The sequence below is a fragment of the Geoanaerobacter pelophilus genome (genome assembly GCF_018476885.1).
Taxonomy (GTDB): domain Bacteria; phylum Desulfobacterota; class Desulfuromonadia; order Geobacterales; family DSM-12255; genus Geoanaerobacter; species Geoanaerobacter pelophilus.
Genome location: NZ_JAHCVJ010000005.1, coordinates 107,519 through 129,505 on the forward strand (window position 1 = coordinate 107,519; position 21,987 = coordinate 129,505).

Sequence of the window (21,987 nt, forward strand, 5' to 3'; positions counted from 1 at the left end):
TATCAAGCAGATTCATGTTATATAACCCATGGCCTGGTATTTATCATCTAAGGAGAAGCAAATAATATGGCAAAAAAAGCCGAATTATGCCCCTGTGGTTCGCAGGTATCATACAAGTCATGCTGTGAACCGCTGATTATCGGAAAATCTTTTGCAGAAACTGCAGAACAGCTGATGCGGTCGCGATACAGTGCCTATACTAAGGGGGCTATGACCTATCTATATGAAACCACTCATCCAAGCCACCGGGCAGGTTATGATCATGACGGGACCAAAGAGTGGGCTGAGAACTCTGATTGGCAAGGACTGGAAATAATCAGCACAAAAGACGGCAGCCCTGATGACTCCATTGGCGAGGTTGAGTTCAAGGCGAGCTACGTTGGGGGAGATGGGGAACACGTTCACCATGAAATCGGTCGGTTCCGCAAGGCAGACGGCAAATGGTATTTTACCGACGGCAGGATGGCCGGGCAGATGCCGCTGCATGTCGAAAAAATTGGCCGCAACGATCCATGCCGCTGTGGAAGTGGGAAAAAATTCAAAAAGTGTTGCGGCGCGTGACTTACTGAGATTTGGCGGCTGGGCTGGGTAACAGCTTGGTAAACTGTTCCAAGGGCAAAGGTTTGCTGAACAGGAATCCCTGGAAGGTCGGACACTTTTGTTTTTCCAGGAATTGTCTCTGCTCCTCGGTCTCAACCCCTTCGGCAACGACATTGAGATCAAGGCATTGGGCGATGGTGATAATCGTATTGACGATTACCGCATCGCTTTTGTTTTCCGGGACATTCTTGACAAACGCCCGGTCAATCTTGAGTTCGCTGATCGGCAGTTTCTTGAGGTAACTGAGTGAGGAATAGCCGGTGCCAAAATCATCAATGGATAGAGATATCCCCAGTTCCTTGAGTTTGTGAAGTCTTTCCAGCGTTGACTCCGTATCTCCCATCAACAGGCTTTCCGTCAGTTCCAGTCTTAGTGACTCGGGCTTGAGGCCGGTTTCCTCCAGGATGAAGGCAATATGTTCAACAATGTCGGAGCGGCTGAATTGTCGCGCCGAGATGTTGACCGACAAGGTGAGGTCTCTTCCCGCCTTGTCGGACATGAGCTTGGCATCTCTGCATGCTGTTTCCAGTACCCACTCTCCCACCGACACGATCAACCCACTGTCTTCCAGGGAAGGAATGAATGCCAGCGGCGGCACAATGCTGCCATCAGCCCGCTGCCACCTGATCAAGGCTTCCATGCCGATTATTTCACCGGTTGCGGTATCAACCTGAGGTTGATAGTACAGCAGGAATTCATTGTTTTCCAGCGCATGGTGAAGGCTGGTCTCAAGGGCGAGCCTTTGATGCATCTTGGTGTTGAGGTCGTCGGTGAAGAAACGGAAATCATTTTTGCCCTCTTTTTTTGCTTCGTACATGGCGGCTTCCGAGTTCTGCAGGAGCAGTTCCACGGTGTTACCGTCAGCCGGATAAGAGGCGATGCCGATGCTTACCGTCACGTACAGTTCCCGCTCCCCGATCATGAACGGTACCGAGAGTGAGGATAGGATCTTTTCAGCCATAACTGCCGCACCTTCACCATTTGGCAACCCTACCGGGAGGATGGCGAATTCATCTCCACCCAGGCGGGCAACAGTGTCGGATTTGCGGATTACATCGAGAAGTCGTTTTGAGAAGGCGAACAAAAACTGGTTGCCGGCATCATGACCCAGCGTGTCATTGATAATTTTGAAGTTATCGATATCCAGAGTGAGGAGTCCCAGAAATCCCTTGCTCCTGGTGAATACCGCGATGTCATGGTTTAGCCGGTCTGTTAGAAGATTCCGGTTGGGCAGCCCAGTAACAAGATCATAGTTGGCCTGATAGACCAGTTGATGCTCGTAGGCACGGCGCTCCGTTATATCATTACCGACTGAGAGCATGCCGATAAGGACCCCATGTTCATCGAACAGAGGTCGGTTCGACCAGGATATCCAGTAACGGGAGCCATCTTTGTTGATGGCTTCGCTTTCATGCGCCAGGTATTGTTCCGGGTGAGAGAACATGGTTTCGATCAGGTTGGACAGGATGCGCCCGCTGCTTTCGGTTTCAGGCAGAATTGTTCCGATAAGCTGACGGCCGATTATCTCTTCTTTGGCAAAGCCGAAGAACCTTTCGGCGTATTCGTTAAAAAATGTGAGACTGCCACCGGCGTCAAACTTGATAATGATGCTGTTGGCCGACTCTACCAGCTCGCGGTATTTCAACTCGCTGTCTAACAATGCATCCTCTGCTTTGCGCCGATCTTCAAACTCTTTGTTCAATGCTTTCGTTCTTTGTCGAATTTCATGTCGCAGGAAGGCATTCAGTGCGACAACAACTGCGCACAGTAGCGCAATAATGATAATGACCCACTTTATCCAGGCCGGAAGGCCTTTCTTGTTGACTACCTGCAGGTATTTTTCCAACGCTTGGTGGTAGGAGGAATTCGGATCAGCTTTCATGGCCGCCAGCTGACGGTCGATTGCCTGAACCAGGTCGGGATTCGTCCCTTTGGGAAATGCGTAACGCACTTCTATTGGATTGAAGACAATAGGAGATGGAGAAACACCGTATTTCCCTTCGTTTACCATCCCGAAGAATCTGCCTACTACGCCGGCATCAACCTTGTTTTGTTTAAGCAGGGCGAAAACTTTCTCAAAATCGTCAACTTCTACATATCGCGGATTGAGCGAGAATTGATCCATCATGTGCTTGAAGGCAGTGTACTGGATATTGTTCCTGACTACGGCAATCACTTTGCCATCAAGGTCCAGGAACGATTGCATTGACTTTGATTTTGGCGTATAGATCTGCCCCCAGTTAACGACAACATTTATTCCATTGAAATCAAAATCTTTTTCCCGTTCGACAGAATATGCCAGAGGCAGCAGGATATCGATTTCGCCTGCTTTCAAACGCTCGATCCCTTGAGTGAGGTTTCCGGAAACAAATGTGAGGCCCCAGTGTTCTTTTGACGCGATGTTTTTTAGAATATCGACATGAATACCGGAGATTTTTTCAGCCCCAGACACTATTGCCAGAGGCGGGTTGTCATATACCCCTACTCTAACCGGACGTTCAGCAAGGGCTGAGCACGGTAGCAGCAAGAAGTACACTGTTATTATTATGATGATATTTCGGTAAGCCATATTGATATCTCTCTTCGGACAATTCCAGGCAAACTGAAATAATGAGATATAAAAAATAACACTGGTTGTGATAAATAAGTTGCCAGAATGAAAGTGAAAGGAGATATGCAAATGTCGCAGACCGATGAGCTGGTTCGGTGGACTTGGGAGCAGAAGTGCGAAAAGGCTGTGGAGGCTCTTGGTCAGAACGGGTTTACTTCTGTCTATTGTCGCACGGCAAATGAAGCGTATGACTACATCATGAAGGAAGCGGAAGACGCAGCGAGCATAGGCTTCGGAGGATCGCGTACGATTGTCGACCTGATGGTGCAGGCCCCCTTACAAGAGAAGGGAAAAGAGATTTTGAATCATGGTCTTCCGGGACTTTCTTCAGAGGAGCGGATGGCAATCATGCGTCGTCAACTGACCTGTGATCTGTTCCTTACCGGGACCAATGCCGTGACCCTCTCTGGATGGCTGGTAAATATTGATGGCAACGGCAATCGGGTCGCGGCGATGTTTTTTGGCCCACAAAAAGTGATAGTGGTTGCCGGAAGGAACAAGATTGTCGATGGTGATCTGCCGGCGGCAATTAACCGGATAAAGAACTGGGCTTCGCCGCCGAATGCCAAAAGGCTGAACTATAATACTCCATGCGCCAAGACCGGTTTTTGCAGCAACTGTAATTCGCCGGAACGGATCTGCAGGGTTACGACAGTTATTGATCGCAAGCCAAGGGTCATGGATATCCGGGTGCTGGTGGTCAACGAAGATATGGGGTTGTAACCGATGTTTTTTGCCAGGCCATGCTGAAATTTCTCGTCGACATGTTTTTCCCGCCGCTTTGCCATAACTGCCGGGAATTTATCCCGAACGCCGGCCGGGTCCATGTCTGTGAAAAATGTCTGACAACGTCACGACCGATTCAGTCCCCAATGTGCAGTTGCTGCGGGATACCATTTGCTACAGATGAAGGGATCAGTCATCTTTGCGGTAATTGCATTGCAAAGCATCCGCCGTTTGATGCTGCCTGCGGTGCCTATCTTTACGAAGGCGCTGTTAAGGAGCTCATCCACCGCTTTAAGTATGACGGCAGGGTTCAGTGTCGCCGGCCGTTGGCCCTGTTGCTGCTGGAGCGGCTGTCAGGGGTTGTTGCTGATTTCTCTCCGGACCTGATAATTCCTGTCCCGCTTCATAAAAAGCGGTTACGCCAGAGAGGCTTCAATCAGGCCATTCTTATTGGGGAGGTGCTGGCCAAGGAGTGGCGCGTCCCGTTTGAGAGAAGGTTGTTGCAGCGGATTCGTTGGACTGAACCGCAAGTCAATCTTGCAGCCAGTGAACGGATGGCCAATGTAAAAGGGGCCTTTGCCCTTAGAGAGCCGAAGTTGGCCAGTGGAAAGCGGATCGTGTTGGTTGACGACGTACTGACAACCGGCAGTACCGTTGCTGAGTGCAGCAACGTCCTGAAAAAAGCCGGTGCTCTGGCAGTCATTGCTGTCACAGTAGCAAGAGTTGCTGAAAACTGACATTTTTGATTAAGGGTTGTAAAAGAGCTGATTTTTGTTAAGGTAGGGACAAATTCTATTGTCGGAGAGAGACATGGCAAATTCACCTAACTACACCAGACTGCGCAGAATGACAAAAATCTACCTAGTGATTCAGATTTTTCTGGTGGTGCTGCTGCTTTTCATGGCGCTGAACTTTCAGGTGAAAATGAAGGCAGAAGGGCTTTCACAAAGGTTCCTGCATAGCGTGGTTACGGCATTGGCTATTCAGATGGCTCTGTTTTACCCGATCAGGAAATTTGCAGGAAATGAGGCGGAACGAGAAATTGAATCCTGTACGCCCGGTCTTGATGCGGCCAAGCTGAAATCCCTCAGAAACAGGCGCATGATAGCTGATGTGGCCAAAATGGGGGTGTTCGTATTTTTTGTTACCTTTGTTGCCAGGGCGCCAAAGGTGCTGTTTATTCAAAGCCTGATATTTTTCTCGTTTATTCTGACATTCCTCAGTTACTTTCAGTGCCTTTCAATTTCCTTGAAGCGGGGTATTCCTCCAGAGAAGTGAAAAAGCTCCGCATCCCTTCAAGGACCTCTGTCTGTGGTCCGGCAAGCTGCCTGGTGCCGGTCAGCGCCCTCAGGAATGACCGGCCGTAGTTCTTGGTAAGCACCCGGACATCCAGCACCAGTGCTGCTCCCCGGTCATCGCGGCTTCTGATGAGCCTTCCGAACCCCTGCTTGAATTTGATGACTGCCTGGGGGACAGTGTATTCGCGGAACGGGTCTCCCCCTTCTTCGGCAATATGTTCTGCGCGTGCCTCCAGAAGTGGTTCCGTTGGTACCCGAAACGGCAGCCGGGTTATTACCACCAGTTCCAGGGCTTTCCCCTGGACATCAACTCCTTCCCAGAATGAATCGGTTGCAAAAAGTACGGCGTTCTTCTCTTTTTTGAACCGGGAGATCAGCAGGTGTCGGCTTGCCTCTCCCTGGCGGAGCGGGGTGAGTCCCATGGCTGTCAGTGGCGTTCTCATGCGATCATAGACCCTGCTGAGAAGTTCATAAGAGGTGAAGAGGATGAATGCCCGCCCCTGGGTTATTGCTACAGCCTGAAGTAAAAAACCTTCGATTGCCGATGCAAAGGATGGGCTGCCGGGTTCAGGGAGGTCGGAAGGGATGCCGACTAGGGATTGGGAGGCAAAGTCAAAAGGTGAAGCCAGCAGCAACTCGCTGACTCTGTCAGTGGGGAGCAGGTTAATGCCGGTTCGTTTTTTCAGGTAAGCAAACTTATCTCCTACCGCCAGTGTCGCCGAGGTGATCACAACGGTTCTGAACTTTTCGAATACTGCTTTGCGCAATGAGGCAGCAACCTCAAGCGGAGCAAAGCACAGCTTGACAGACAACCCTTTGGCGCTTTTATTGACTTCTATCCATCTGCAAAACTCATCGTCCCGTTCACAGAAAAATAAAAGCCCCGATGCGGCAACTTCGAGCCGGCCGCGTATCCCTTTCAGATCAGTAATAATCCCAGAGAACTTGGCGGCAATCTCCTCAGGCAGTTTTTCACATAACCGGCAACAATTCTTGATTGCAACCGTGTAGGCAGAGAGATCTGCGGCAAGCTTGGTGACGGTGGCTTCGACCTCTCCCCATAGAGGCGTTGCATATATTGGTGGCGTCAACCGGAGCGTATGTTCGCCTTGGCCGGCGCCTGAACGTTTTAACTGAGCAATGAGCGCCGTACCTATGAGGTCCATTGTTCGACTGATAGCGTCCACCAGTTTACCTCGGCCGGGAATCAGGTGCTCTTCCAGGGTATTGGCGGCGTTGAGGTAAAGCTCATCAAGTTCTTCAGGGATCTCTTTTGCCAGCATAGTGGCGAGCTTGGGGAGAATCCCATGCCCCTGTTTTTTGGGGTGCTGAAGCTTTGTAATGAGTTTTAACAGCCCCTGTCGCGAAAACTGGCTGGCGAAATGACTCGTCGCAACGTCTTCAAGGTGGTGCCCTTCGTCGAAAATGAGGCGTTTAAACGGGGGGAGAATGGCAGAGCTGTCATAACCCGCTTCCTGCCGGACAACCACATCGGCCATGAGCAGGGCATGATTAACTACCAGTAGGTCAGCGCTGGCAGCATCCCTGCGAGCGGCATAAAAGAAGCAGCCGGCATAATGGGGACATTTGACCCTGTTGCATTGGTCGGCTTCGCAACAGAGTTCTTCCCAAGTCTCATGCCTGGGTAAAAAAGAGAGGTCGTTTCGGCACCCTTCTATGGTTTTCTCACTCCAGGCGATGATCGCTTTCAGCTCATCAGCGGATTCGTCCTGGAAGAGCGTCGGCTCATGGCGGATCCCGGAAAGCTTTCGCTTGCAAAGATAGTTGCTGCGGCCTTTTACCAGCACCGCCTTGAAGTTGATTCCGCTATACCGCAGGAGAAAGGGGATGTCTTTCCGGATGAGCTGTTCTTGAAGGTTGATGGTGTTGGTGGATATTACAACTCTCTCCTTGTTGCGTGTTGCCCAAAGTGCTGCAGGGAGCAGGTACGCAAGAGACTTGCCTGTCCCGGTTCCGGCCTCAATGATGGCAACCTTGTCCTCATTGAATGCCTCGGTTGCCAGAAACGCCATTCTGACCTGCTCTTCACGGAATTCATACCCTTTGAGCGAAGCCGCCAGGATTCCTTCTCTGGCGTAAAACGACTCAACGTCGAGGTATTCAAGCTTGTGCAGTTCTTGCGGGATGAAAGGCGTTACTGCAATGTAGAAGCGCTCAGCCTGGTTGTCGATTATTATGAAGCCAACGCCCTGGTTGCCCATAATGGAAGCGATTTCAATGTCTGCCTGGGAAGGGGTGAGGTCGCCCGATGGGTGGTTATGTATGACGATGTCTCCGCAGGATGTGGCAACAACAATTGCCGCTACGGCGTCACGATTGCCGCGAGCCAGAGGTTCCACCGATGTTACAAACCCGGTGCCGTCGGTATGGCCGAGAAAGAAAACCTCATTGCCGCATGCTTCGGCAATAGTCTCTCTCATTACTTTCTGGGTATGTTCGGAAAAATGACGATCCATGAACTCTGAAGATACTACCTTTATCCCGCAGGCTCAAATGAAAAAGGGGTGGCTGAGCCACCCCCTTCGAAAGACAGAACGGGAACTGTAATTACTGATTGGTTACGCTGTTTTTCAGTATTTGCCTGGAGCGGGCAGATGCGCTATTTGCTCTTTTTGTGGCATTCTGCACACCGAACTGGTCCGGCTTTCTTGGTCTCGTGGCACCCCTTGCAAAGGTTGTGAGCCTCGCTTTTTTGCGAGAGCTTTTCAATCTTGCCCCCTTTTTCGTCCTTGTGGCAAGCGGTGCAAACTTTCAGACGGTCCTGATGCTTTTTGTGGGTGAAGGTTACGTCACCAGCATTAGGGGCTGGCAGGATTTTAGTATCGGCTGCGAATAGTGCTGATGTGCAAAATAGAGATAAGGCGATAGCTGCGACCAATTTTTTCACGGAACGACTCCTTTCAGCGGGAACAATGAATTGTATACTATGCCGTCCCTTCTTTGGGGCGCTGAGCCTTTTTCAGGAGTGCAACAGTAATGGGGTGATTGTTGGTTTCGGCATAGACAATCGCTGTGTTCCCTGCCTTGGTTCGGGCATGAATCTCGGCACCATTTACCAAAAGGGCCTGAACCGTGTGGTTACATCCGTAGATTGCTGCAAACATCAGGGGGGTGTGGCCGTCGCGATCACGGGCATCTATAGTGGCTCCGTGCTCCAGCAACAGCTTGACAATTTCAACGTGACCGTTTGACGCGGCATAATGGAGGGCGGTTTTTCCTTTTTCACTCATTGCATCAATATCTGCGCTTCTTTTAAGGATTTCACGTACAGTTTCAATGTCGCCTGCTTTGGCAGCTTCCATCAAGGGCGTATGCCCGTGCCGGTCCTTCGCGTTCACGTTAGACGTCATCCCGTCCCCCTTTCTGATCGTGTTCCCCGCTACAATTGTACTCTCCATCGGCCTTCTCCTTTCCTGACTAGGGTCAAAGAAAAAATGATGAGACCACACATTTGCGCATCAGTATGCAATGGTTTGTCCGTCGGCTCTTCGTCACCTCCTCATAATATTCATCAAATTCGATGGCAACAGTATATTAGCCAAGCCTAAGTGAGTCAATAAATTCTACTCAAGGAACTGTTGTGTCAGGCAAAACCGTCAATCCGTTTTTCGGAGACTTGGTGGCTGAGAGTTTCGGCGCTGGAGGTCTGCATACCTCGCAAGGTTTGTAACCAGCATCCCTTGCTGTTACTGCAGAGTCAAACTTTATTCGGTTATTCTTCCCGGTTTTCTTGACATAACGGCATGATGCAAGATGGTAGCTCTTGGATTTTATCGAGCCCCATACTCCCCCGTATGCCGTATTTGGCATTAAGGGGAGCAGAATAAATACTCCCAGAAGGAAAGCGACTGAACAGAGAATGCCGCGCATGAGTAAGCTTACCGCTTCAGACTGTCAATGCAAGCAATCAACATTTCTTTTGATTGATGAATTCACCGATTTTTTTATCCATTTGGGCAATATGGTTCAAAAGCCAGTCAATCATCATTCTGTTGGTGGCGATCGTCAGTGAAAGGGTGGCTCCCTCAGTAAGCATCTCTTTTTTGAACTCATCCAGCTTGTTGATGAAGATTCGATGTTGTTCACGGTGGAGCGGATAATCCGGATAGGAATGAGCGACTTGCAGTTTCTCTTCATCGCTGAAATGGACACGAACATATTCATCAAGAAAACAGAGGAGGCTGCCGATCTCCTTGGATCCGCTCCCGGCGCTGCATGCCTCCAGGAGGTGGTTGAACCTGTTAAACAACTCTTTGTGCTGTTCGTCGATCTTTTCGACACCTACGGCAAGGTCTTCGTTCCATTCAATTTTCAATGCTACTTTCCTCCCTCATTGCTGTTTTGCCCCAGCCATTTCACGACTTCTGCTGGGTGCGCATCTGCTTTTGCCACTTTAGGCCAGTGTTTGAGAATGGTGCCATCCGGACCGACAATAACGGTTGAGCGAATAACACCCATGCATTTCTTGCCACACATTACTTTTTCGCCGTACGCTCCATATAAGGACATCATTGAGGCATCCGGATCAGAGAGCAGTACAAATGGGAGATCAAAATCACGGATGAATTTGTCATGTGATTTGAGGCTGTCTTTGCTTATCCCTAACAGCACCACATCCATGCTATCAAATTGGGGCTTGAGATCGCGAAAGCCACATGCTTCTTTGGTGCAGCCGGGAGTGTTGTCCTTTGGATAAAAATAAAGGACTATTCTTTTGCCGGCAAAGTCTTGTAGCCGGTAATGTTTGCCGTCGCTACCCTCCAGATCGAAGTCGGGTGCTTTGCCCCCTGTGAGTGGCATAGATTTGCTCCTTTGTGTGAGATTGACTGGCGTGGATATAATGATAACGCGTTTCAGAGAAATGTTAAGCTTCCAGATTTGGCGATTCGGCAAATGCTGGTATACTTTCGCTCATAAATGATAGTAGGGAGCAGCACGATGATACTTGGCAAATTATTGGTGACAGGCATTGTTGCCGGTCTGATGGTGGTCTCAATGCCGCAGTGGGCTTTGACACAGGAGGTTGCGAATGAAAACCAGCCGCTTCCCTCAGTACCGGTATCTCCTTCAAGTGAAAAGAGTCCAGACGTCCGCGAATTGCAGATAGCCGAACAGACCTTGCGCAAGGCGTTGGAAAAATCCGAGGCCGATAAGGCCGATCTTGAGAAAAGACTCACCGACTTTGCTGCTCGGGAGCAGCAGGTGCGTGATGAATCGGCAAAGCTTGCTGCGGAAAAAGATGCCATTGAAAAGTCCTGTCCCAAGCCTGCTCCCGCAACGGTTAAGGCGGCAACCAAACAAAAAAAGAAAAAGACCGTTCATAAGTGGTGGACTTCGGAGCGGCGCGCTTCGGATAATCTAACGGCAGGCGATGGATCTGCCCAAAAGACGGCACGGCTGAAAAAGACCGGCAAGAAAAAAAAGAAGGTTGGCAAGACAAAGAAGAAGGCAGCGAGTGCCAAAAAAGCCTGCGCCGGCCCGGTAGTCTCCTTGGCCGACATCAAAAAGGCACTGAGCGGTAAGCGCAACCTTGCCGGGAAAAATCTGAGTGGCTTGAACCTGACAGGGATGGCTCTTGTTGGCGCTGATCTGAAAGGGGCCTGTCTTGCAAAAACCAACTTGGAAAGGGCTGACCTGGCGGAAGCCAATCTGGAAAGAGCGGATCTTTCCGGGGCAAATCTGCGGATGACGAGTCTCAGGCTGGCAAATATAAATGCTGCCAAGCTGGACGGCGCAAAGCTAGATAATGCCATCTGGATTGACAGTCGAATCTGTCTCGATGGTTCAGTGGGGGGCTGCAAAGACGTGATCCCATAAGGAAATGGCTGTGATCTTAATATGGTAAAACCTCTGGCGGACTACTGTCTCCAGGGGTTTTATTGTATGGGGCTACAGCATATCCAGCGGGTCAATATCAATGGTAAGCCGGACATTACTCGGCAGGTCCAGTGCTTCTTTTGTTGATTTGAGCAGTTGATGCAGGTCGTTTCGGTGCTTTGCCTTCAGGAGGATCTGCCTGCGGTGGCGCCCGCGAAGTACTGCTAGTGGGGCAGCTGCTGGTCCAAGAATGTTGACACGGCCATGCAAGGCTCGCTTTTGCTGTGAAAGCTCTGCCGCAGCTTTCTGTGCCGACTTGTTAACGGCTGCTTCAGAAGTGCTCGAAAGCTCGATAAGGGCAAGGAATGAAAAAGGCGGGTAGTCCAGTTCTGCCCGGAACTTGAGCTCCTGTTCACAGAAACCTTTACAGTCGTAGTTGATGGCACTGGTGATGGCGTAATTATCAGGGGCCATTGTCTGGACCAGTACCCGGCCGGGCTGGGTGCCACGGCCTGCCCTTCCGGAAACTTGAGTCAGAAGCTGGAATGTCCGTTCAGCACTTCTGAAGTCTGGGAGATTGAGGGAGGCATCGACTGAGATTACCCCGACCAGAGTGACCCCGGGGAAATCGTGCCCTTTGGCTACCATCTGAGTGCCGACAAGGATGTCAATTTGTCTGTTTTCAACCTGAGTCAGAATGCGTGAGTGCCCACCTCTGCCTCCGGTTGTGTCTTTATCCATTCGGGCAATACGGGCCGATGGCAGCAGCTCCAAGACCTCATCTTCAACCTTCTCTGTGCCACGCCCCAGTAGGACGATATCACTACCGTTGCAAGCCGGGCATAAGCTTGGTGCGGGAATGGAGTAGTCGCAGTAGTGGCAGTAATGACGATTCTTGCTGCGGTGGTGAGTGAGCGATACGGCGCAGTTTGGGCAACGGAAGGTGTGGCCGCAATCCTGGCACACCAAATATGTCGCATAGCCACGTCGGTTGAGGAACAGCAACGTCTGGCCGCCACTTGCCAAGGTTTCCTCCATTGCTGTGACCAGTTCAGTTGAAAACGCGCCACCCTTCTTGCTGCGCATCTCAATCAGTACGGTTTCCGGCATTGGCAGGTCGCGGACTCGCTTTGGGAGTTCAATCAGTCCGATTTTTCCCGTTTGGGCGGCATGCCAGGTTACTACTTGGGGGGTAGCGCTCCCCAGTACTACACAACTATTTTCCATTTTACCCCTGACCAGTGCCAGGTCACGGGCATTGTACCTGAATCCGTCCCCTTGCTTGTAGCTAGCTTCATGTTCTTCGTCCACTACGATGATGCCGATGTTTTCCAGTGGTGCGAAAACTGCAGATCTGGCGCCGATGACGATGGCGGCTTCGCCACGTCTTATTCTGCGCCACTCGTCAAAGCGTTCTCCTGGTGTGAGACCGCTGTGAAGAACAGCAATACCGCTTCCGAAACGTGACCGGAATCGTCTTACCAGTTGAGGCGTGAGTGCTATCTCCGGAACCAGCACCAGTGCACTCCTTGCCTGCGCAAGAGCATGACTGATTGCTTGAAGGTACACTTCGGTTTTGCCGCTGCCGGTAACACCGTGCAGAAGGAAAGACGAGAATTTACCCTGGTTGAGGGAATCCTGTAGCCGGCATACTGCAAGTTCTTGATCCGCTGTCAACGCCGGCGGTGTATCTGGAGTGGTGGGCAGATCACGAAACGGATCGCGGTAGACTTCTCTCGTTTCTGCTGTCAACCAGCCATTTTCTACAAGATAGCGAAGACCTGCAGCATCAATATTGGTTGCTCTTCGGAGCTGCAGTGCCGGCATTTCCCCTGTTGCCAGCACCAGCTCAACTGTAGCAAGCTTTCGCCCCTGAAGCGGGCGGCATTGGGGCTGGAGAGGTGCAAGTCGGTAGAAGGTCTCTTGTTTTATGGTGCGCCCGCCTGAGAGTACCTCATCGCAGACGATTGTCCCATCCGCCAGCACAGCCTGTTGTTTCTTGCCAATGATGTTTATTCCGCCCGGCAGAGCGGTTTTGAGAACTTCCCCGAGCGGATGCATATAGTACGAGGCGGCCCAACGGAAAAAATCCAGTTCTGTAGATGTGAAGAGCGGTTCTCGATCAAGGATTGCAATGACTTCTTTCAAATTGGCAACCGGATCTGCTCCGGTTTTTACGGTGTATGCGGTGAGAGTTCGTTTGCCGAAAGGGACCAGGACGCGCATGCCGACTTTGATGGTTCCCAAGTCGGCAGGAACGATATAGTTGTAAACGGCATCCAGGTAAAGCGGGACAACTGCTTCTATAATGACGGGAGGGTTGAGCATGAACGATATAATGCCTGAAAATGGCATCAGGGAAAAGGTGGAAAAGAAAAACGCGGAATAATAGGCTTATTCCGCGTCAATCGGTATGGTGCGATTAGTTCTCAGGCAGTGGTCAGGATTTCGTCAGCTATTGCCCTGCCTAAAGCCTCACATTGTTGAAGTACCTCCGCTCGGGGAGTAAATGGTGAGCGGACGAATGGTGTCGGCAGCTTGAAGTTGAGGCCTTTAAGCCGCTCCTCAACCATTTTGCATGCTTCACCGCTCCAGCCATAGCTGCCGAATGCCCCCCCAATGTTCCCTTTCAGCTTGACTGTAGACAGATAAGACAGGACATCCCACATCGGTTTAGGGATATCGCGGTTTATGGTTGGTGTCCCGAAGATTAGGGCATCCGCTTCTTCAAGATGGTCCCGTATCTCATTTGCCGATAACTGAATGATGTGATGGCAATCCACCTCCAACCCCTCTTGTGAAGCTCCTTTTGCTACAGCTTTGGCCATCATCTCGGTATTGCCGTGTGGGGAGAGGTAGAAAATGACTACTTTTTTAGGGCCTGCCACCGGCCTCGCCCATTCCTGATAAAAGCCAACATAGCGGGCTGGGTCTTTCCTGATTATCGGGCCATGGCTCGGACAGATCATGGCGATTTTTTCGTTTTCGATCTTATTGATGGCTGAGAGTACCTTGTCCTTGAAGGGGCGGATAAGGCAGTCGAAATAAAAGTGCATATCTTTTGAGTAATCCTGGACTTCATCATTGTAGATGCTGTTCCCGCAATAATGGGCACCGAATGCATCACAAGTGAACAGGATCTCGTCTTGCTCCAGCAGGGTGAACATTGTGTCAGGCCAGTGCAGATAAGGAGCTATTACGAAGCGCAGAGTCCGGCCTCCCAGATCTAAGGTCTCGCCATCCTTGACTACACGGGCAGGAAAATCTTTATGGATAAGGTTGCCGAGAAAGGTTCTTGCAGCCTGGGTGGAAACCACCGTTGCATTTGGGCAATGTTGCAGCATGAACTCAATGGAACCGGAATGGTCCGGTTCCGTATGATTTGCTATGATGTAATCGACCTTGGCCGGATCAATCAGTGACTTGACCTTTTCAAGGAATTCACCGCAACGTTTTGTTTTTACGGTGTCTATTATGGCAACCTTTTCGGTTCCTTGAATCAAATACGAATTGTAAGTTGTTCCCCGTTCGGTAGGGAATAAATCGTCGAATATGCGAAGGTCTGGATCGGTAGAACCAATCCAGTGAACTCCTGGCTTGATTTCTATTGCCTTATTCATTCATAAGCTCCTTTCAGTCGAGGTGTTTTATTAATAGTACTAAAAAGGTCTTTTTTGGCAAGCTTAATTTGCTTTGTCAATGACCTTTGCCTTGATCCTGCCGACTATACCGGCCAGGGGCGCCATTTCTTCCGGCTCATCTCCTTCGACCAGTCTTATGTGGGTAATGTCAGCTGGTGCCTGGCCGAACGTTGGATCAACCGCGATCCATCCTTCTGCATAGCTCTCGGCCCAGCTATGATACAGGAATCCTTTGCCCTGAATGTAGACAAGGCCAGATACCATGCGGCTCGGAATCCCGGCTGCCCGTGCCATGGCAACATAAAGTCGGGCATGCGACTGACAGTTCCCTTTACGGAGTTGCAAAGCCTCAACAGCTGAATGGCTGTCTGTGACAGAGTCTTCGAGAAAGTCGGCAACCCACCGGGTAAGAGCGGCCACTGTTTGCTCGGGAGAGGCATTGCCGGCAATGGCTTGCCGCTGCAGAGCTACAATCTCAGGGTTATCGGAATTGATGCGAGGGGTAGTCTGCAGGTACTTTGTCTTGTCGATTAAAGTAGCTTGTTCACCTGTTTGCCGTAGAGGTGCTTTCATTGAAAGTTTGATCCGGTCTGGAGCCTGCCGCGCAGCAGTCTGCCCAGGGCCTTCCGGCAATGGATACCCCGCAGGATAACCTGTGAGCTCTATTGTAAGTTGCCGGAGTTTTTCCTGAGCCTGGAGATCCTCTGTTATTTTGATAAGACTGAAATCCAGGACAAGGTCTTTTTTCGCAATGGCATCCTCAAAGAGCCAAGCGACAGCTTTTTTGGCATCTTCGGTTTTGGTAAGGATCAAGCCGTCACGCACAGATTCCTCAATGGTGTTTCCGGATGAATCAACCCAAATGTCATTATCAACGAAGGTGTAGAGATCGTTCTGCAGGTGGAAGGTGTCCATGCCGTAGCGCTTTTCGATGCCGATCCCCTTGATAGAGACCTCTTTCAGTTTGACTGCTTCGACATCTAGCATCTGAAGTGAGTATTTTTTACCCGGTGCAAACCCCTTGATCAAGGGATAAAGGTTTACTACCGGAGGAGGATAAACCGCCCCTTTGGATTTGAGGGATTTTTCATGCTTGCCTCCCTTTGATGTAACCGTGAGCTTAACCGTTCTTCCAGAGACCGTGCCGCTCAGGTTTAATGGACTCTTGTCTATAGTTTGCTCAACCTCAAAGGATTTTAGGGTAAGGTCAGGATTTACCTCGTACCGTTCTCGTGCTGTGGCTTCTCGGGAAAAGCCGAGAACCAGCATTTTGGCGCTTCCTTCGCTGGATATTCTGAAACCGTCAGGAGTGGCGGTGACGTTGACGTGGGCAAAGCCGACCCTGTCGCCATTCATCGATATGCTGAACCATCGGTCGCCCAGCGGCGGCGAAGTCAGCGGCGGTAACGCTGCCGCAGCGGTAGCAACTAACAGCTGAACGAGGCAGCAGGCCGCGATCCACTGGATTGACCGTTTACTTGGTAATGAACTGATTGCTATTTTCATTTGGGAATTTCTCGCTTTGTTGCTCGGAGGAAATGTTCATCCGGTTACTTCCTTACATATTTTCAATATTTATATCATAGCATTGATAGGCAGGCAACGATGTCAGCTGCTTGGGCCTTGGTTTGTTGCTATTGGGACGGACTTGCACACGATCTGTTCAGGCAGTATAATATAGACAACAGATATAACACTTGCGAGGACCTTCGGGTTCTCATTAAGCCCTAGTGGACTTGCCCTCCTAGTCACTAGGGTGTTTTTTTTGAGGTAAGTGGTTGCCCATTCTATAAACCCGGAGAGATGCTGATGACATCTGGTTACACATTACGTGTGTCAGCTTTTCTTGTTGTGCTTGTGGTTGTCGCATTGTGGGAGTTTATCGCCCCGCGCCGGAGAATGCTGACTGGCAGACGGAAGCGGTGGTTTGCCAACCTTTCACTGGTTGTAATCGACAACGCAGTAGCAAGGGTTCTCTTCCCTGTGATGCCGGTAGGAATGGCGTTCATTGCCAAAGAGAAGGGGTGGGGGCTTCTTAATTTTGTAGATTTTCCTTGGCTGGCAGAAGTGGCCATCGCGGTTATTGTCTTGGATTTGGTGATCTACCTCCAGCATGTCGCGTTTCATTTCTTGCCTCTGCTCTGGCGGCTGCATCGAATGCATCATTCTGATCTTGATCTCGATGTCACCAGCGGTAACAGATTCCATCCCTTGGAAATCATGATTTCACTGGTCCTTAAACTTGGGGTTGTTGCATTGATTGGGGTCGATCCAGGTGCAGTTATTGCGTTTGAAGTCATTCTGAATTCATGTTCCATGTTCAGCCACGGTAATGTCAGGCTACCGATACCCATCGATCGCTACCTAAGGCTGCTGATTGTGACTCCAGACATGCATAGGGTTCATCACTCTGTCATCCCTAGGGAAACCAACAGTAATTATGGTTTTTGCCTGACTTGGTGGGACAGGCTCTTCAAGACTTACCGTGAGCAACCAGAAGCCGGACATGAAGCTATGTTGATTGGGCTTAAGGAGTTTCGGGACCCTGAACGGTTGCGGTTGCTGCATCTTCTTGTACAGCCGTTTGTGAATCGTAAAAGCGGTATGACCGTTGATTGATTATACAAACTGCGTCATCGGCCTTGGTTATGGTCTTCTCGTTTTGTCGGTAGGACAGGACAAGCAATTTAATATTTTTTAAGTAAGTTTTAAGTTCAGAGTTTGATGGTAAAATTCATAAATCGAAGAACTTAATAAAGGAGAAAATTATGTCTACTTTGCACGGAATCATAGGGACTCTGCTGGGGGTAGCAATTGTGGCGCTAAGCTCTCAGGACGTTATCGCCCAGACGGAGAAGGCTCCAAATGCTGAAAAACCGGGATTTGCGGCAAAAGGTCGTACCGGAATGAGCCTGGATATGCCGGACAAGCGGCTTAACCTGATGACAAGGAACTTGGGTTTGACCAAGGACCAACAACAAAAAATCCGGCCGATTCTGGAGGAAGAAGCTGCCCAGCTTAATGCTCTCAGGGGGAATGACAGCTACAACCGGGATGAACGCCGCGCTCAGTTGCAACAGTTAAACGAAGCGACATATGAGAAAATTAAGCCGTACCTTTCTCCGGATCAGCAAAAAAAACATGAATTGGCAAGACAGACAATAAAGGAGAATCGCTCCAAGCAAAGAGACACCAAGGCTCGACCGAAAATGACGGCCAACGACCCGGATAGCCGGCTTGCCCGTCTGACGCAGGACCTCGGACTTTCCAGTGAGCAGCAAGCGAAAATCAAGCCGATTCTCACTGAAGAATTTGCCCAGTTGGAGGAATTGCCGGGGAACGACACCCTGAACCGGGACCAGAGACGAGTGAAGTTGGAAGGATTGAATGACGCAACCTATGAAAAGATAAAACCGCTGCTTACTCCGGAGCAACAGAAAAAGTATAGTGAAATCAAGCAGAAAATATCGGAGCGCCGCTCACTTAAGAAGGCAAAGTCCCCTGCACAAAATCCTGCTAAGCCGTGACCCGTTGGGTTGAGCCCAAATAATTAGTGGGGCGGTAACGCCCCTCTTTATTAAAATGAGCAAAATATCAAATAAATAAAGATTTATAATCCCCTGTCGATATGTCTCCTTGAAGACAAAAAGTGGCGTTTTCGGTTCACGCTCAGGGGGAGTTATGGGTAAGGGAAAAGTTATTTATCTCGATGAATACCGGAGGGCCAGACAATATAGAAGCCTGCTTGGGATGATCGAGCGCCATCTTGCAGAGGCTGGACTCCTTTGGGATGGATATTGTCTGCGCAACAGTGAGAATCAGGGGCTTGAAGATTGCTGGCAAGCGCCGGAGGCAGAAGAGTGGGCTGGGAATAAAGATTTGTCGTAATAAGTGATTGCGGGGTGTCATATCAGGCAAAGCCTTTGGTAGACTTCGGAGACAAGGAGCAGGAGATGGTAAATATCAGTAGAGCAGAAATCAGAACTTTGCGTACCTATGGCTATAACCTTAAAGGTGATAACTGGATGCGAGCACGTTCTACCCGAACCAAGGCAGCAGAAGGAGAGCAGGTTATTAAACTTGTCAATACCGATACTCTAGCAGTCATTTACCTTCCTGACGACCTTCTTGAGGGGAACTTCAGTTGATTAAGTTCTCCTCTTGGTGAAGGCAGCATGCTTAATGAAGAAAATAATTCATTGGTGTTGGACCGTGACGTCGTTGCACGTTTGAAGGACGCCATGCAGGCCGGCCCTGACGAGCTTTTGACTTTTTTGCAGGATCCTGCTGCAGATATTGTGAAGGCGGCCATTCGGAACCCGCTGATCAATGAGTCACATGTCCTAACCTTACTGAAGGGACGAGACCTGCATGAAGACATCTTGCGGGCAATCTGGAACTCGCGGATTGCCAAAGATAATCATCCTATAAAGGTCGCAATTGCCCATCATCCCGCCACTTCTGCAGCGCACCTTTCTGAAGTCCTTCCTTTCCTTTATTTATTCGACCTTGCGACGCTTTGTGCTTTGCCGGGTATCGCGCATGACCAGAAAATAGCCGCAGAACGGGCGATTATTCGGCGATTGCCGACAACGCCGCTTGGCAACAAGATCGCGCTTGCTCACAGGGCAACTGCCGCAGTGGTCGAGCAGCTGCTGAAAGAGGCTGATTCAAGAGTCATGGCGGCATGTCTGGATAACACTCAATTGAAAGAGGGAATGCTTTTCCAGTTCCTGAGGAGTGCTGCGTCAACACCGGAAACCATTTCGATGATAGCTCGCCACCCCCGCTGGAAGAATATGCCGAGCTTGAAGCATGCAATACTGACTAATCCCAAAACGCCGTTGATATGGTTTACTCAATGGCTTAAAGACCTCAAGTTTACGGAAATTCGTAATATCTATAACTCTCAAAGGCTCAGTCAGGTGCAGAGACGCGAGGTCCAAACAGAGCTCAAACGTAGGGGCGGTAGCCGATAACCGCCAGGATTAGGGCTCAATCCATCTCCGTACAACAAAGCTGTTCTTCAGCTCTCCCCCTTTTGCTTCAATGCTATTCACCGGTTTACGGTTGCGCAGTATTTCTGAGAGCCTTTTGTGCAAAGGCCTGATTACTACCCCGCTTTTTCTGCCGTCACAATACAACCTGCTCTCAATAACTTCTCCATGGTCCAGGGCAATGAGAACATGACCTGGCCAGACAATAAGGTCCAACGGTCTTAGCTTCCGCACAATTGTTCCCAGGTCAAGTCCTTCTATGGCAACTGACTTGCCATAGGCAACCAATTCACTGGTGTTGCGAGGGGTCCAGCCATTTGAGGCCTCGTAAAGCAGTCCTGAGCAATCCAGGCCGGCAAACGAAACCTTCTTCCCACTCTTTAAAGATAAAGAGCGGTTTCCTGTTGAATAAAGGTCTGCAAGTTTGGGAATGCCTTGTTTTACATTGCCACCCCAGACATATTCCACGCCTGCAGAGTTTCTCAGTCTCTGTATGATTTCCTTCTTTGGGGAAAGGGCTGCTCGCCGGGGAGAGGGGGGGGCAATGGTCGTGCTGACAAAACGACTGTCAATAAACAGCCCGTTAGCTGGAGCATGGGGGTAATCGCCTGTTGTTACCCTGTAGATGACGGTTGTGCCGGTATTGATCTCTTGCTGGATTGCAAATACTGTCCCAGGAAGAGCAATAAATTCGAGTTCCCGAACTTGGCCGCAATTATCGGTTTTGGGATTATTCCCCTGGGCATTCGCAAAAATGTCATTGAAGCCAGGAGTATTGAGGACCGGTGTCGGAGATTCTGCAATTGCAAATCGCTGCGTTGTTTCCTGGGCTTGCAGGGTCAGAGGTAAAAGCACTAACAGAATTATTCGGATGACTAAATTCACCATTTCAGCAACCACTGGAGAAGTGCCGCAGTGGAGAGCCAGACAACAAAGGACACAGAGAGGGTAGTATTCAATGAAAGGCCTCTTTTTAAAAAAATCATGGTCGAGCCAAAGAAGAGAGCAGTCGGCACGATCCCCCAAAGAACGCCGCGGGTATAATCAGTCAACAACCCATTGTCTGAAGGCTTTTCTGCGTGGAGCCACAAAAGGACTGCCAGCGTTGTGATCGGCATCGTTGCCACGAGACCGGCGACAGAGGGTAATTTTTTTCCAAGTTGGACACAGCCGATTATCACGATGTTGGTGACAATCAGTTTTATGACAAATGGCATTCTCGCTCCGTTTGCTCCCTCAGAGTACAATTCCTAACCGCCTGCGGCGAGAAGAGGGCTGTGCATTAATAAGATACGCGCTGCTTGAGACCGTACATTCTGACAAAAAAAGGGCGCAGGCATGAGTCCTGCGCCTGGGGAAACGGTATTGCGGGTCAGCGCGGACGGTAGACCATGGTCTCCAGCCTTCTGACCCGCTCTTCAATTGGTGGGTGGGTTGAAAACATCGACATCAAACCTCCCCCGGTCAAGGGGTTTACGATAAACATATGAGCTGAGGCAGGGTTTGCATCCATGGGGATCTGTTGATTGGCCATATGCAGCTTTCTTAGCGCTGCTGCCAGGTAGAGCGGATTATGAGAGAGTTCGGCTCCTCCCCGGTCAGCTTCATACTCTCTGGCGCGGGAGATCGCCATTTGAATAAGCATTGCTGCTATTGGCGCCAGTATTGCCATGAGGAGCATACTGAACCCGCCTCCCTCTTCGTCACGATCGCGGCCTCCTCCAAAAATGGCTGCCCATTGCGCCATGTTGGCCAGATAGGTTATGGCGCCGGCAAAGGTTGCCGCAATGCTCTGGATGAGGATGTCGCGATGTTTGACATGGGAGAGTTCATGAGCCATCACTCCCATAAGCTCTTCACGGGTCAGGATTCTCATGATCCCGGTTGTTGCTGCAACTGCCGCGTGTTCAGGGTTGCGACCGGTGGCAAAGGCGTTGGGGGTAGGTGAGTCGATCAAATAAACTTTAGGCAGCGGCATTCCTGCTTGTATGGCGAGTTGCCTGACGATGCTCACGAGATCAGGTGCTTCGGCTTCCTCAACCTGGCGGGCACCGTACATTGTCAAGACTATCTTGTCCGAGAACCAGTAGCTGACGAAGTTCATTACGGTAGCCATGATCAAGGCAAAGGCCATCCCATTCTTGCCGCCAATGGCACCCCCTGCAATTACGAGAAGCGTCGTCATCAGGGCCATAAGAAATGTCGTTCTCAGTGCGTTCATAAAATATCTCCCCAATAAATCAACGGCTTGCTGTCTTTTTCATATATAAAGTATA

Annotated in this window: 23 protein-coding genes; 10 read left to right on the forward strand and 13 right to left on the reverse strand. The window is 50.2% G+C overall.

Going from position 1 to position 21,987, the window contains the following annotated elements; genetic code table 11:
- Positions 1 to 66 precede the first annotated feature (66 nt).
- Entirely contained in the window at positions 67 to 561 is a 495-nt protein-coding gene (locus KI809_RS12790; protein WP_214171959.1) for a YchJ family protein, read from the forward strand.
- A gap of 1 nt (position 562) precedes the next feature.
- Here the strand turns inward: KI809_RS12790 and KI809_RS12795 are convergent, their stop codons facing one another.
- Positions 563 to 3,169 (reverse strand): EAL domain-containing protein, encoded by a 2,607-nt coding sequence (locus KI809_RS12795; RefSeq protein ID WP_214171960.1) that lies wholly within the window; start codon positions 3,167 to 3,169, stop codon positions 563 to 565.
- Between the two features lie 111 nt (positions 3,170 to 3,280).
- Here KI809_RS12795 and KI809_RS12800 point away from each other — a divergent pair, with 111 nt between their 5' ends.
- From KI809_RS12800 to KI809_RS12810, 3 genes are all read left to right on the forward strand, one after another.
- Positions 3,281 to 3,934, forward strand: coding sequence for a lactate utilization protein (locus KI809_RS12800; RefSeq protein ID WP_214171961.1), 654 nt, complete (start codon positions 3,281 to 3,283; stop codon positions 3,932 to 3,934).
- A gap of 20 nt (positions 3,935 to 3,954) precedes the next feature.
- Positions 3,955 to 4,674 carry a ComFC family protein gene (locus KI809_RS12805; protein ID WP_214171962.1) on the forward strand — a complete coding sequence of 240 codons (720 nt, stop codon included), beginning with the start codon at positions 3,955 to 3,957 and terminating at the stop codon, positions 4,672 to 4,674.
- 73 nt (positions 4,675 to 4,747) lie between these two features.
- Complete coding sequence (locus KI809_RS12810) at positions 4,748 to 5,215, forward strand: hypothetical protein (RefSeq protein WP_214171963.1); 468 nt, start codon at positions 4,748 to 4,750, stop codon at positions 5,213 to 5,215.
- Here the strand turns inward: KI809_RS12810 and KI809_RS12815 are convergent.
- From KI809_RS12815 to KI809_RS12840, 6 genes are all read right to left on the reverse strand, one after another.
- Entirely contained in the window at positions 5,157 to 7,712 is a 2,556-nt protein-coding gene (locus tag KI809_RS12815) for a helicase C-terminal domain-containing protein (protein WP_214171964.1), read from the reverse strand. The genes KI809_RS12810 and KI809_RS12815 overlap by 59 nt on opposite strands.
- Before the next feature lie 143 nt (positions 7,713 to 7,855).
- On the reverse strand, positions 7,856 to 8,143 hold the full coding sequence (locus KI809_RS12820; RefSeq protein WP_214171965.1) for a cytochrome c3 family protein: 288 nt from the start codon (positions 8,141 to 8,143) through the stop codon (positions 7,856 to 7,858).
- 37 nt (positions 8,144 to 8,180) lie between these two features.
- Positions 8,181 to 8,654, reverse strand: coding sequence for an ankyrin repeat domain-containing protein (locus tag KI809_RS12825; RefSeq protein ID WP_337833316.1), 474 nt, complete (start codon positions 8,652 to 8,654; stop codon positions 8,181 to 8,183).
- A 169-nt stretch (positions 8,655 to 8,823) separates the two neighbouring features.
- A complete protein-coding gene (locus tag KI809_RS20965; RefSeq protein WP_214171966.1) occupies positions 8,824 to 9,126 on the reverse strand; it encodes an Ada metal-binding domain-containing protein in 303 nt (100 codons plus the stop codon).
- A 37-nt stretch (positions 9,127 to 9,163) separates the two neighbouring features.
- Positions 9,164 to 9,571, reverse strand: coding sequence for a bacteriohemerythrin (locus tag KI809_RS12835; RefSeq protein WP_214171967.1), 408 nt, complete (start codon positions 9,569 to 9,571; stop codon positions 9,164 to 9,166).
- A gap of 2 nt (positions 9,572 to 9,573) precedes the next feature.
- Complete coding sequence (locus KI809_RS12840) at positions 9,574 to 10,056, reverse strand: peroxiredoxin (RefSeq protein WP_214171968.1); 483 nt, start codon at positions 10,054 to 10,056, stop codon at positions 9,574 to 9,576.
- Between the two features lie 138 nt (positions 10,057 to 10,194).
- Here KI809_RS12840 and KI809_RS12845 point away from each other — a divergent pair, with 138 nt between their 5' ends.
- On the forward strand, positions 10,195 to 11,073 hold the full coding sequence (locus tag KI809_RS12845) for a pentapeptide repeat-containing protein (protein WP_214171969.1): 879 nt from the start codon (positions 10,195 to 10,197) through the stop codon (positions 11,071 to 11,073).
- A gap of 72 nt (positions 11,074 to 11,145) precedes the next feature.
- Here KI809_RS12845 and priA read toward each other — a convergent pair whose 3' ends face one another.
- The 3 genes from priA to KI809_RS12860 all read right to left on the reverse strand — a co-directional run bounded on the left by priA (position 11,146) and on the right by KI809_RS12860 (position 16,220).
- Entirely contained in the window at positions 11,146 to 13,401 is a 2,256-nt protein-coding gene (gene priA / locus KI809_RS12850) for a replication restart helicase PriA (protein ID WP_214171970.1), read from the reverse strand.
- A gap of 101 nt (positions 13,402 to 13,502) precedes the next feature.
- The gene (locus KI809_RS12855) at positions 13,503 to 14,693 is read right to left on the reverse strand and encodes an FprA family A-type flavoprotein (protein WP_214171971.1); all 1,191 of its coding nucleotides are present in this window, start codon (positions 14,691 to 14,693) and stop codon (positions 13,503 to 13,505) included.
- A gap of 63 nt (positions 14,694 to 14,756) precedes the next feature.
- The gene (locus KI809_RS12860; RefSeq protein WP_214171972.1) at positions 14,757 to 16,220 is read right to left on the reverse strand and encodes a transglutaminase-like domain-containing protein; all 1,464 of its coding nucleotides are present in this window, start codon (positions 16,218 to 16,220) and stop codon (positions 14,757 to 14,759) included.
- A 303-nt stretch (positions 16,221 to 16,523) separates the two neighbouring features.
- On the opposite strand from KI809_RS12860, the gene KI809_RS12865 reads away from it, so the two are divergent.
- The 5 genes from KI809_RS12865 (at position 16,524) to KI809_RS12885 (ending at position 19,693) form a co-directional block, all read left to right on the forward strand.
- Positions 16,524 to 17,333, forward strand: a complete 810-nt coding sequence (locus KI809_RS12865; protein ID WP_214171973.1) for a sterol desaturase family protein — start codon at positions 16,524 to 16,526, stop codon at positions 17,331 to 17,333.
- Positions 17,334 to 17,482: 149 nt separating this feature from the next.
- Positions 17,483 to 18,241, forward strand: coding sequence for a hypothetical protein (locus tag KI809_RS12870; protein ID WP_214171974.1), 759 nt, complete (start codon positions 17,483 to 17,485; stop codon positions 18,239 to 18,241).
- A gap of 154 nt (positions 18,242 to 18,395) precedes the next feature.
- Positions 18,396 to 18,602 carry a hypothetical protein gene (locus KI809_RS12875; RefSeq protein WP_214171975.1) on the forward strand — a complete coding sequence of 69 codons (207 nt, stop codon included), beginning with the start codon at positions 18,396 to 18,398 and terminating at the stop codon, positions 18,600 to 18,602.
- A 14-nt stretch (positions 18,603 to 18,616) separates the two neighbouring features.
- Positions 18,617 to 18,862: a hypothetical protein gene (locus KI809_RS12880; protein WP_214171976.1), complete on the forward strand. Its 246-nt coding sequence runs from the start codon at positions 18,617 to 18,619 to the stop codon at positions 18,860 to 18,862.
- 27 nt (positions 18,863 to 18,889) lie between these two features.
- Complete coding sequence (locus KI809_RS12885) at positions 18,890 to 19,693, forward strand: hypothetical protein (protein ID WP_214171977.1); 804 nt, start codon at positions 18,890 to 18,892, stop codon at positions 19,691 to 19,693.
- Between the two features lie 9 nt (positions 19,694 to 19,702).
- On the opposite strand, the gene KI809_RS12890 is transcribed toward KI809_RS12885, so the two are convergent.
- The 3 genes from KI809_RS12890 to htpX form a co-directional block, all read right to left on the reverse strand.
- Positions 19,703 to 20,599: an NlpC/P60 family protein gene (locus KI809_RS12890; RefSeq protein ID WP_214171978.1), complete on the reverse strand. Its 897-nt coding sequence runs from the start codon at positions 20,597 to 20,599 to the stop codon at positions 19,703 to 19,705.
- Positions 20,593 to 20,928 carry a DUF3147 family protein gene (locus KI809_RS12895; RefSeq protein WP_214171979.1) on the reverse strand — a complete coding sequence of 112 codons (336 nt, stop codon included), beginning with the start codon at positions 20,926 to 20,928 and terminating at the stop codon, positions 20,593 to 20,595. The genes KI809_RS12890 and KI809_RS12895 overlap by 7 nt, the downstream gene beginning before the upstream one ends.
- A gap of 155 nt (positions 20,929 to 21,083) precedes the next feature.
- Positions 21,084 to 21,932 carry a zinc metalloprotease HtpX gene (htpX, locus tag KI809_RS12900; protein WP_214171980.1) on the reverse strand — a complete coding sequence of 283 codons (849 nt, stop codon included), beginning with the start codon at positions 21,930 to 21,932 and terminating at the stop codon, positions 21,084 to 21,086.
- Between the last annotated feature and the right edge of the window lie 55 nt (positions 21,933 to 21,987).

What these genes read in the sequence shown, in the direction of transcription:
- KI809_RS20965 (WP_214171966.1), bottom strand. Translation starts at nt 9,126, where the DNA reads ATGCGCGGCATTCTCTGTTCAGTCGCTTTCCTTCTGGGAGTATTTATT.
- KI809_RS12885 (WP_214171977.1), top strand. Translation starts at nt 18,890, where the DNA reads ATGCTTAATGAAGAAAATAATTCATTGGTGTTGGACCGTGACGTCGTT.
- KI809_RS12865 (WP_214171973.1), top strand. Translation starts at nt 16,524, where the DNA reads ATGACATCTGGTTACACATTACGTGTGTCAGCTTTTCTTGTTGTGCTT.
- KI809_RS12860 (WP_214171972.1), bottom strand. Translation starts at nt 16,220, where the DNA reads ATGAAAATAGCAATCAGTTCATTACCAAGTAAACGGTCAATCCAGTGG.
- KI809_RS12840 (WP_214171968.1), bottom strand. Translation starts at nt 10,056, where the DNA reads ATGCCACTCACAGGGGGCAAAGCACCCGACTTCGATCTGGAGGGTAGC.
- priA (WP_214171970.1), bottom strand. Translation starts at nt 13,401, where the DNA reads ATGCTCAACCCTCCCGTCATTATAGAAGCAGTTGTCCCGCTTTACCTG.
- KI809_RS12875 (WP_214171975.1), top strand. Translation starts at nt 18,396, where the DNA reads ATGGGTAAGGGAAAAGTTATTTATCTCGATGAATACCGGAGGGCCAGA.
- KI809_RS12815 (WP_214171964.1), bottom strand. Translation starts at nt 7,712, where the DNA reads ATGGATCGTCATTTTTCCGAACATACCCAGAAAGTAATGAGAGAGACT.
- KI809_RS12855 (WP_214171971.1), bottom strand. Translation starts at nt 14,693, where the DNA reads ATGAATAAGGCAATAGAAATCAAGCCAGGAGTTCACTGGATTGGTTCT.
- KI809_RS12810 (WP_214171963.1), top strand. Translation starts at nt 4,748, where the DNA reads ATGGCAAATTCACCTAACTACACCAGACTGCGCAGAATGACAAAAATC.
- KI809_RS12795 (WP_214171960.1), bottom strand. Translation starts at nt 3,169, where the DNA reads ATGGCTTACCGAAATATCATCATAATAATAACAGTGTACTTCTTGCTG.
- htpX (WP_214171980.1), bottom strand. Translation starts at nt 21,932, where the DNA reads ATGAACGCACTGAGAACGACATTTCTTATGGCCCTGATGACGACGCTT.
- KI809_RS12890 (WP_214171978.1), bottom strand. Translation starts at nt 20,599, where the DNA reads ATGGTGAATTTAGTCATCCGAATAATTCTGTTAGTGCTTTTACCTCTG.
- KI809_RS12800 (WP_214171961.1), top strand. Translation starts at nt 3,281, where the DNA reads ATGTCGCAGACCGATGAGCTGGTTCGGTGGACTTGGGAGCAGAAGTGC.
- KI809_RS12870 (WP_214171974.1), top strand. Translation starts at nt 17,483, where the DNA reads ATGTCTACTTTGCACGGAATCATAGGGACTCTGCTGGGGGTAGCAATT.
- KI809_RS12825 (WP_337833316.1), bottom strand. Translation starts at nt 8,654, where the DNA reads ATGGAGAGTACAATTGTAGCGGGGAACACGATCAGAAAGGGGGACGGG.
- KI809_RS12845 (WP_214171969.1), top strand. Translation starts at nt 10,195, where the DNA reads ATGATACTTGGCAAATTATTGGTGACAGGCATTGTTGCCGGTCTGATG.
- KI809_RS12805 (WP_214171962.1), top strand. Translation starts at nt 3,955, where the DNA reads ATGCTGAAATTTCTCGTCGACATGTTTTTCCCGCCGCTTTGCCATAAC.
- KI809_RS12790 (WP_214171959.1), top strand. Translation starts at nt 67, where the DNA reads ATGGCAAAAAAAGCCGAATTATGCCCCTGTGGTTCGCAGGTATCATAC.
- KI809_RS12895 (WP_214171979.1), bottom strand. Translation starts at nt 20,928, where the DNA reads ATGCCATTTGTCATAAAACTGATTGTCACCAACATCGTGATAATCGGC.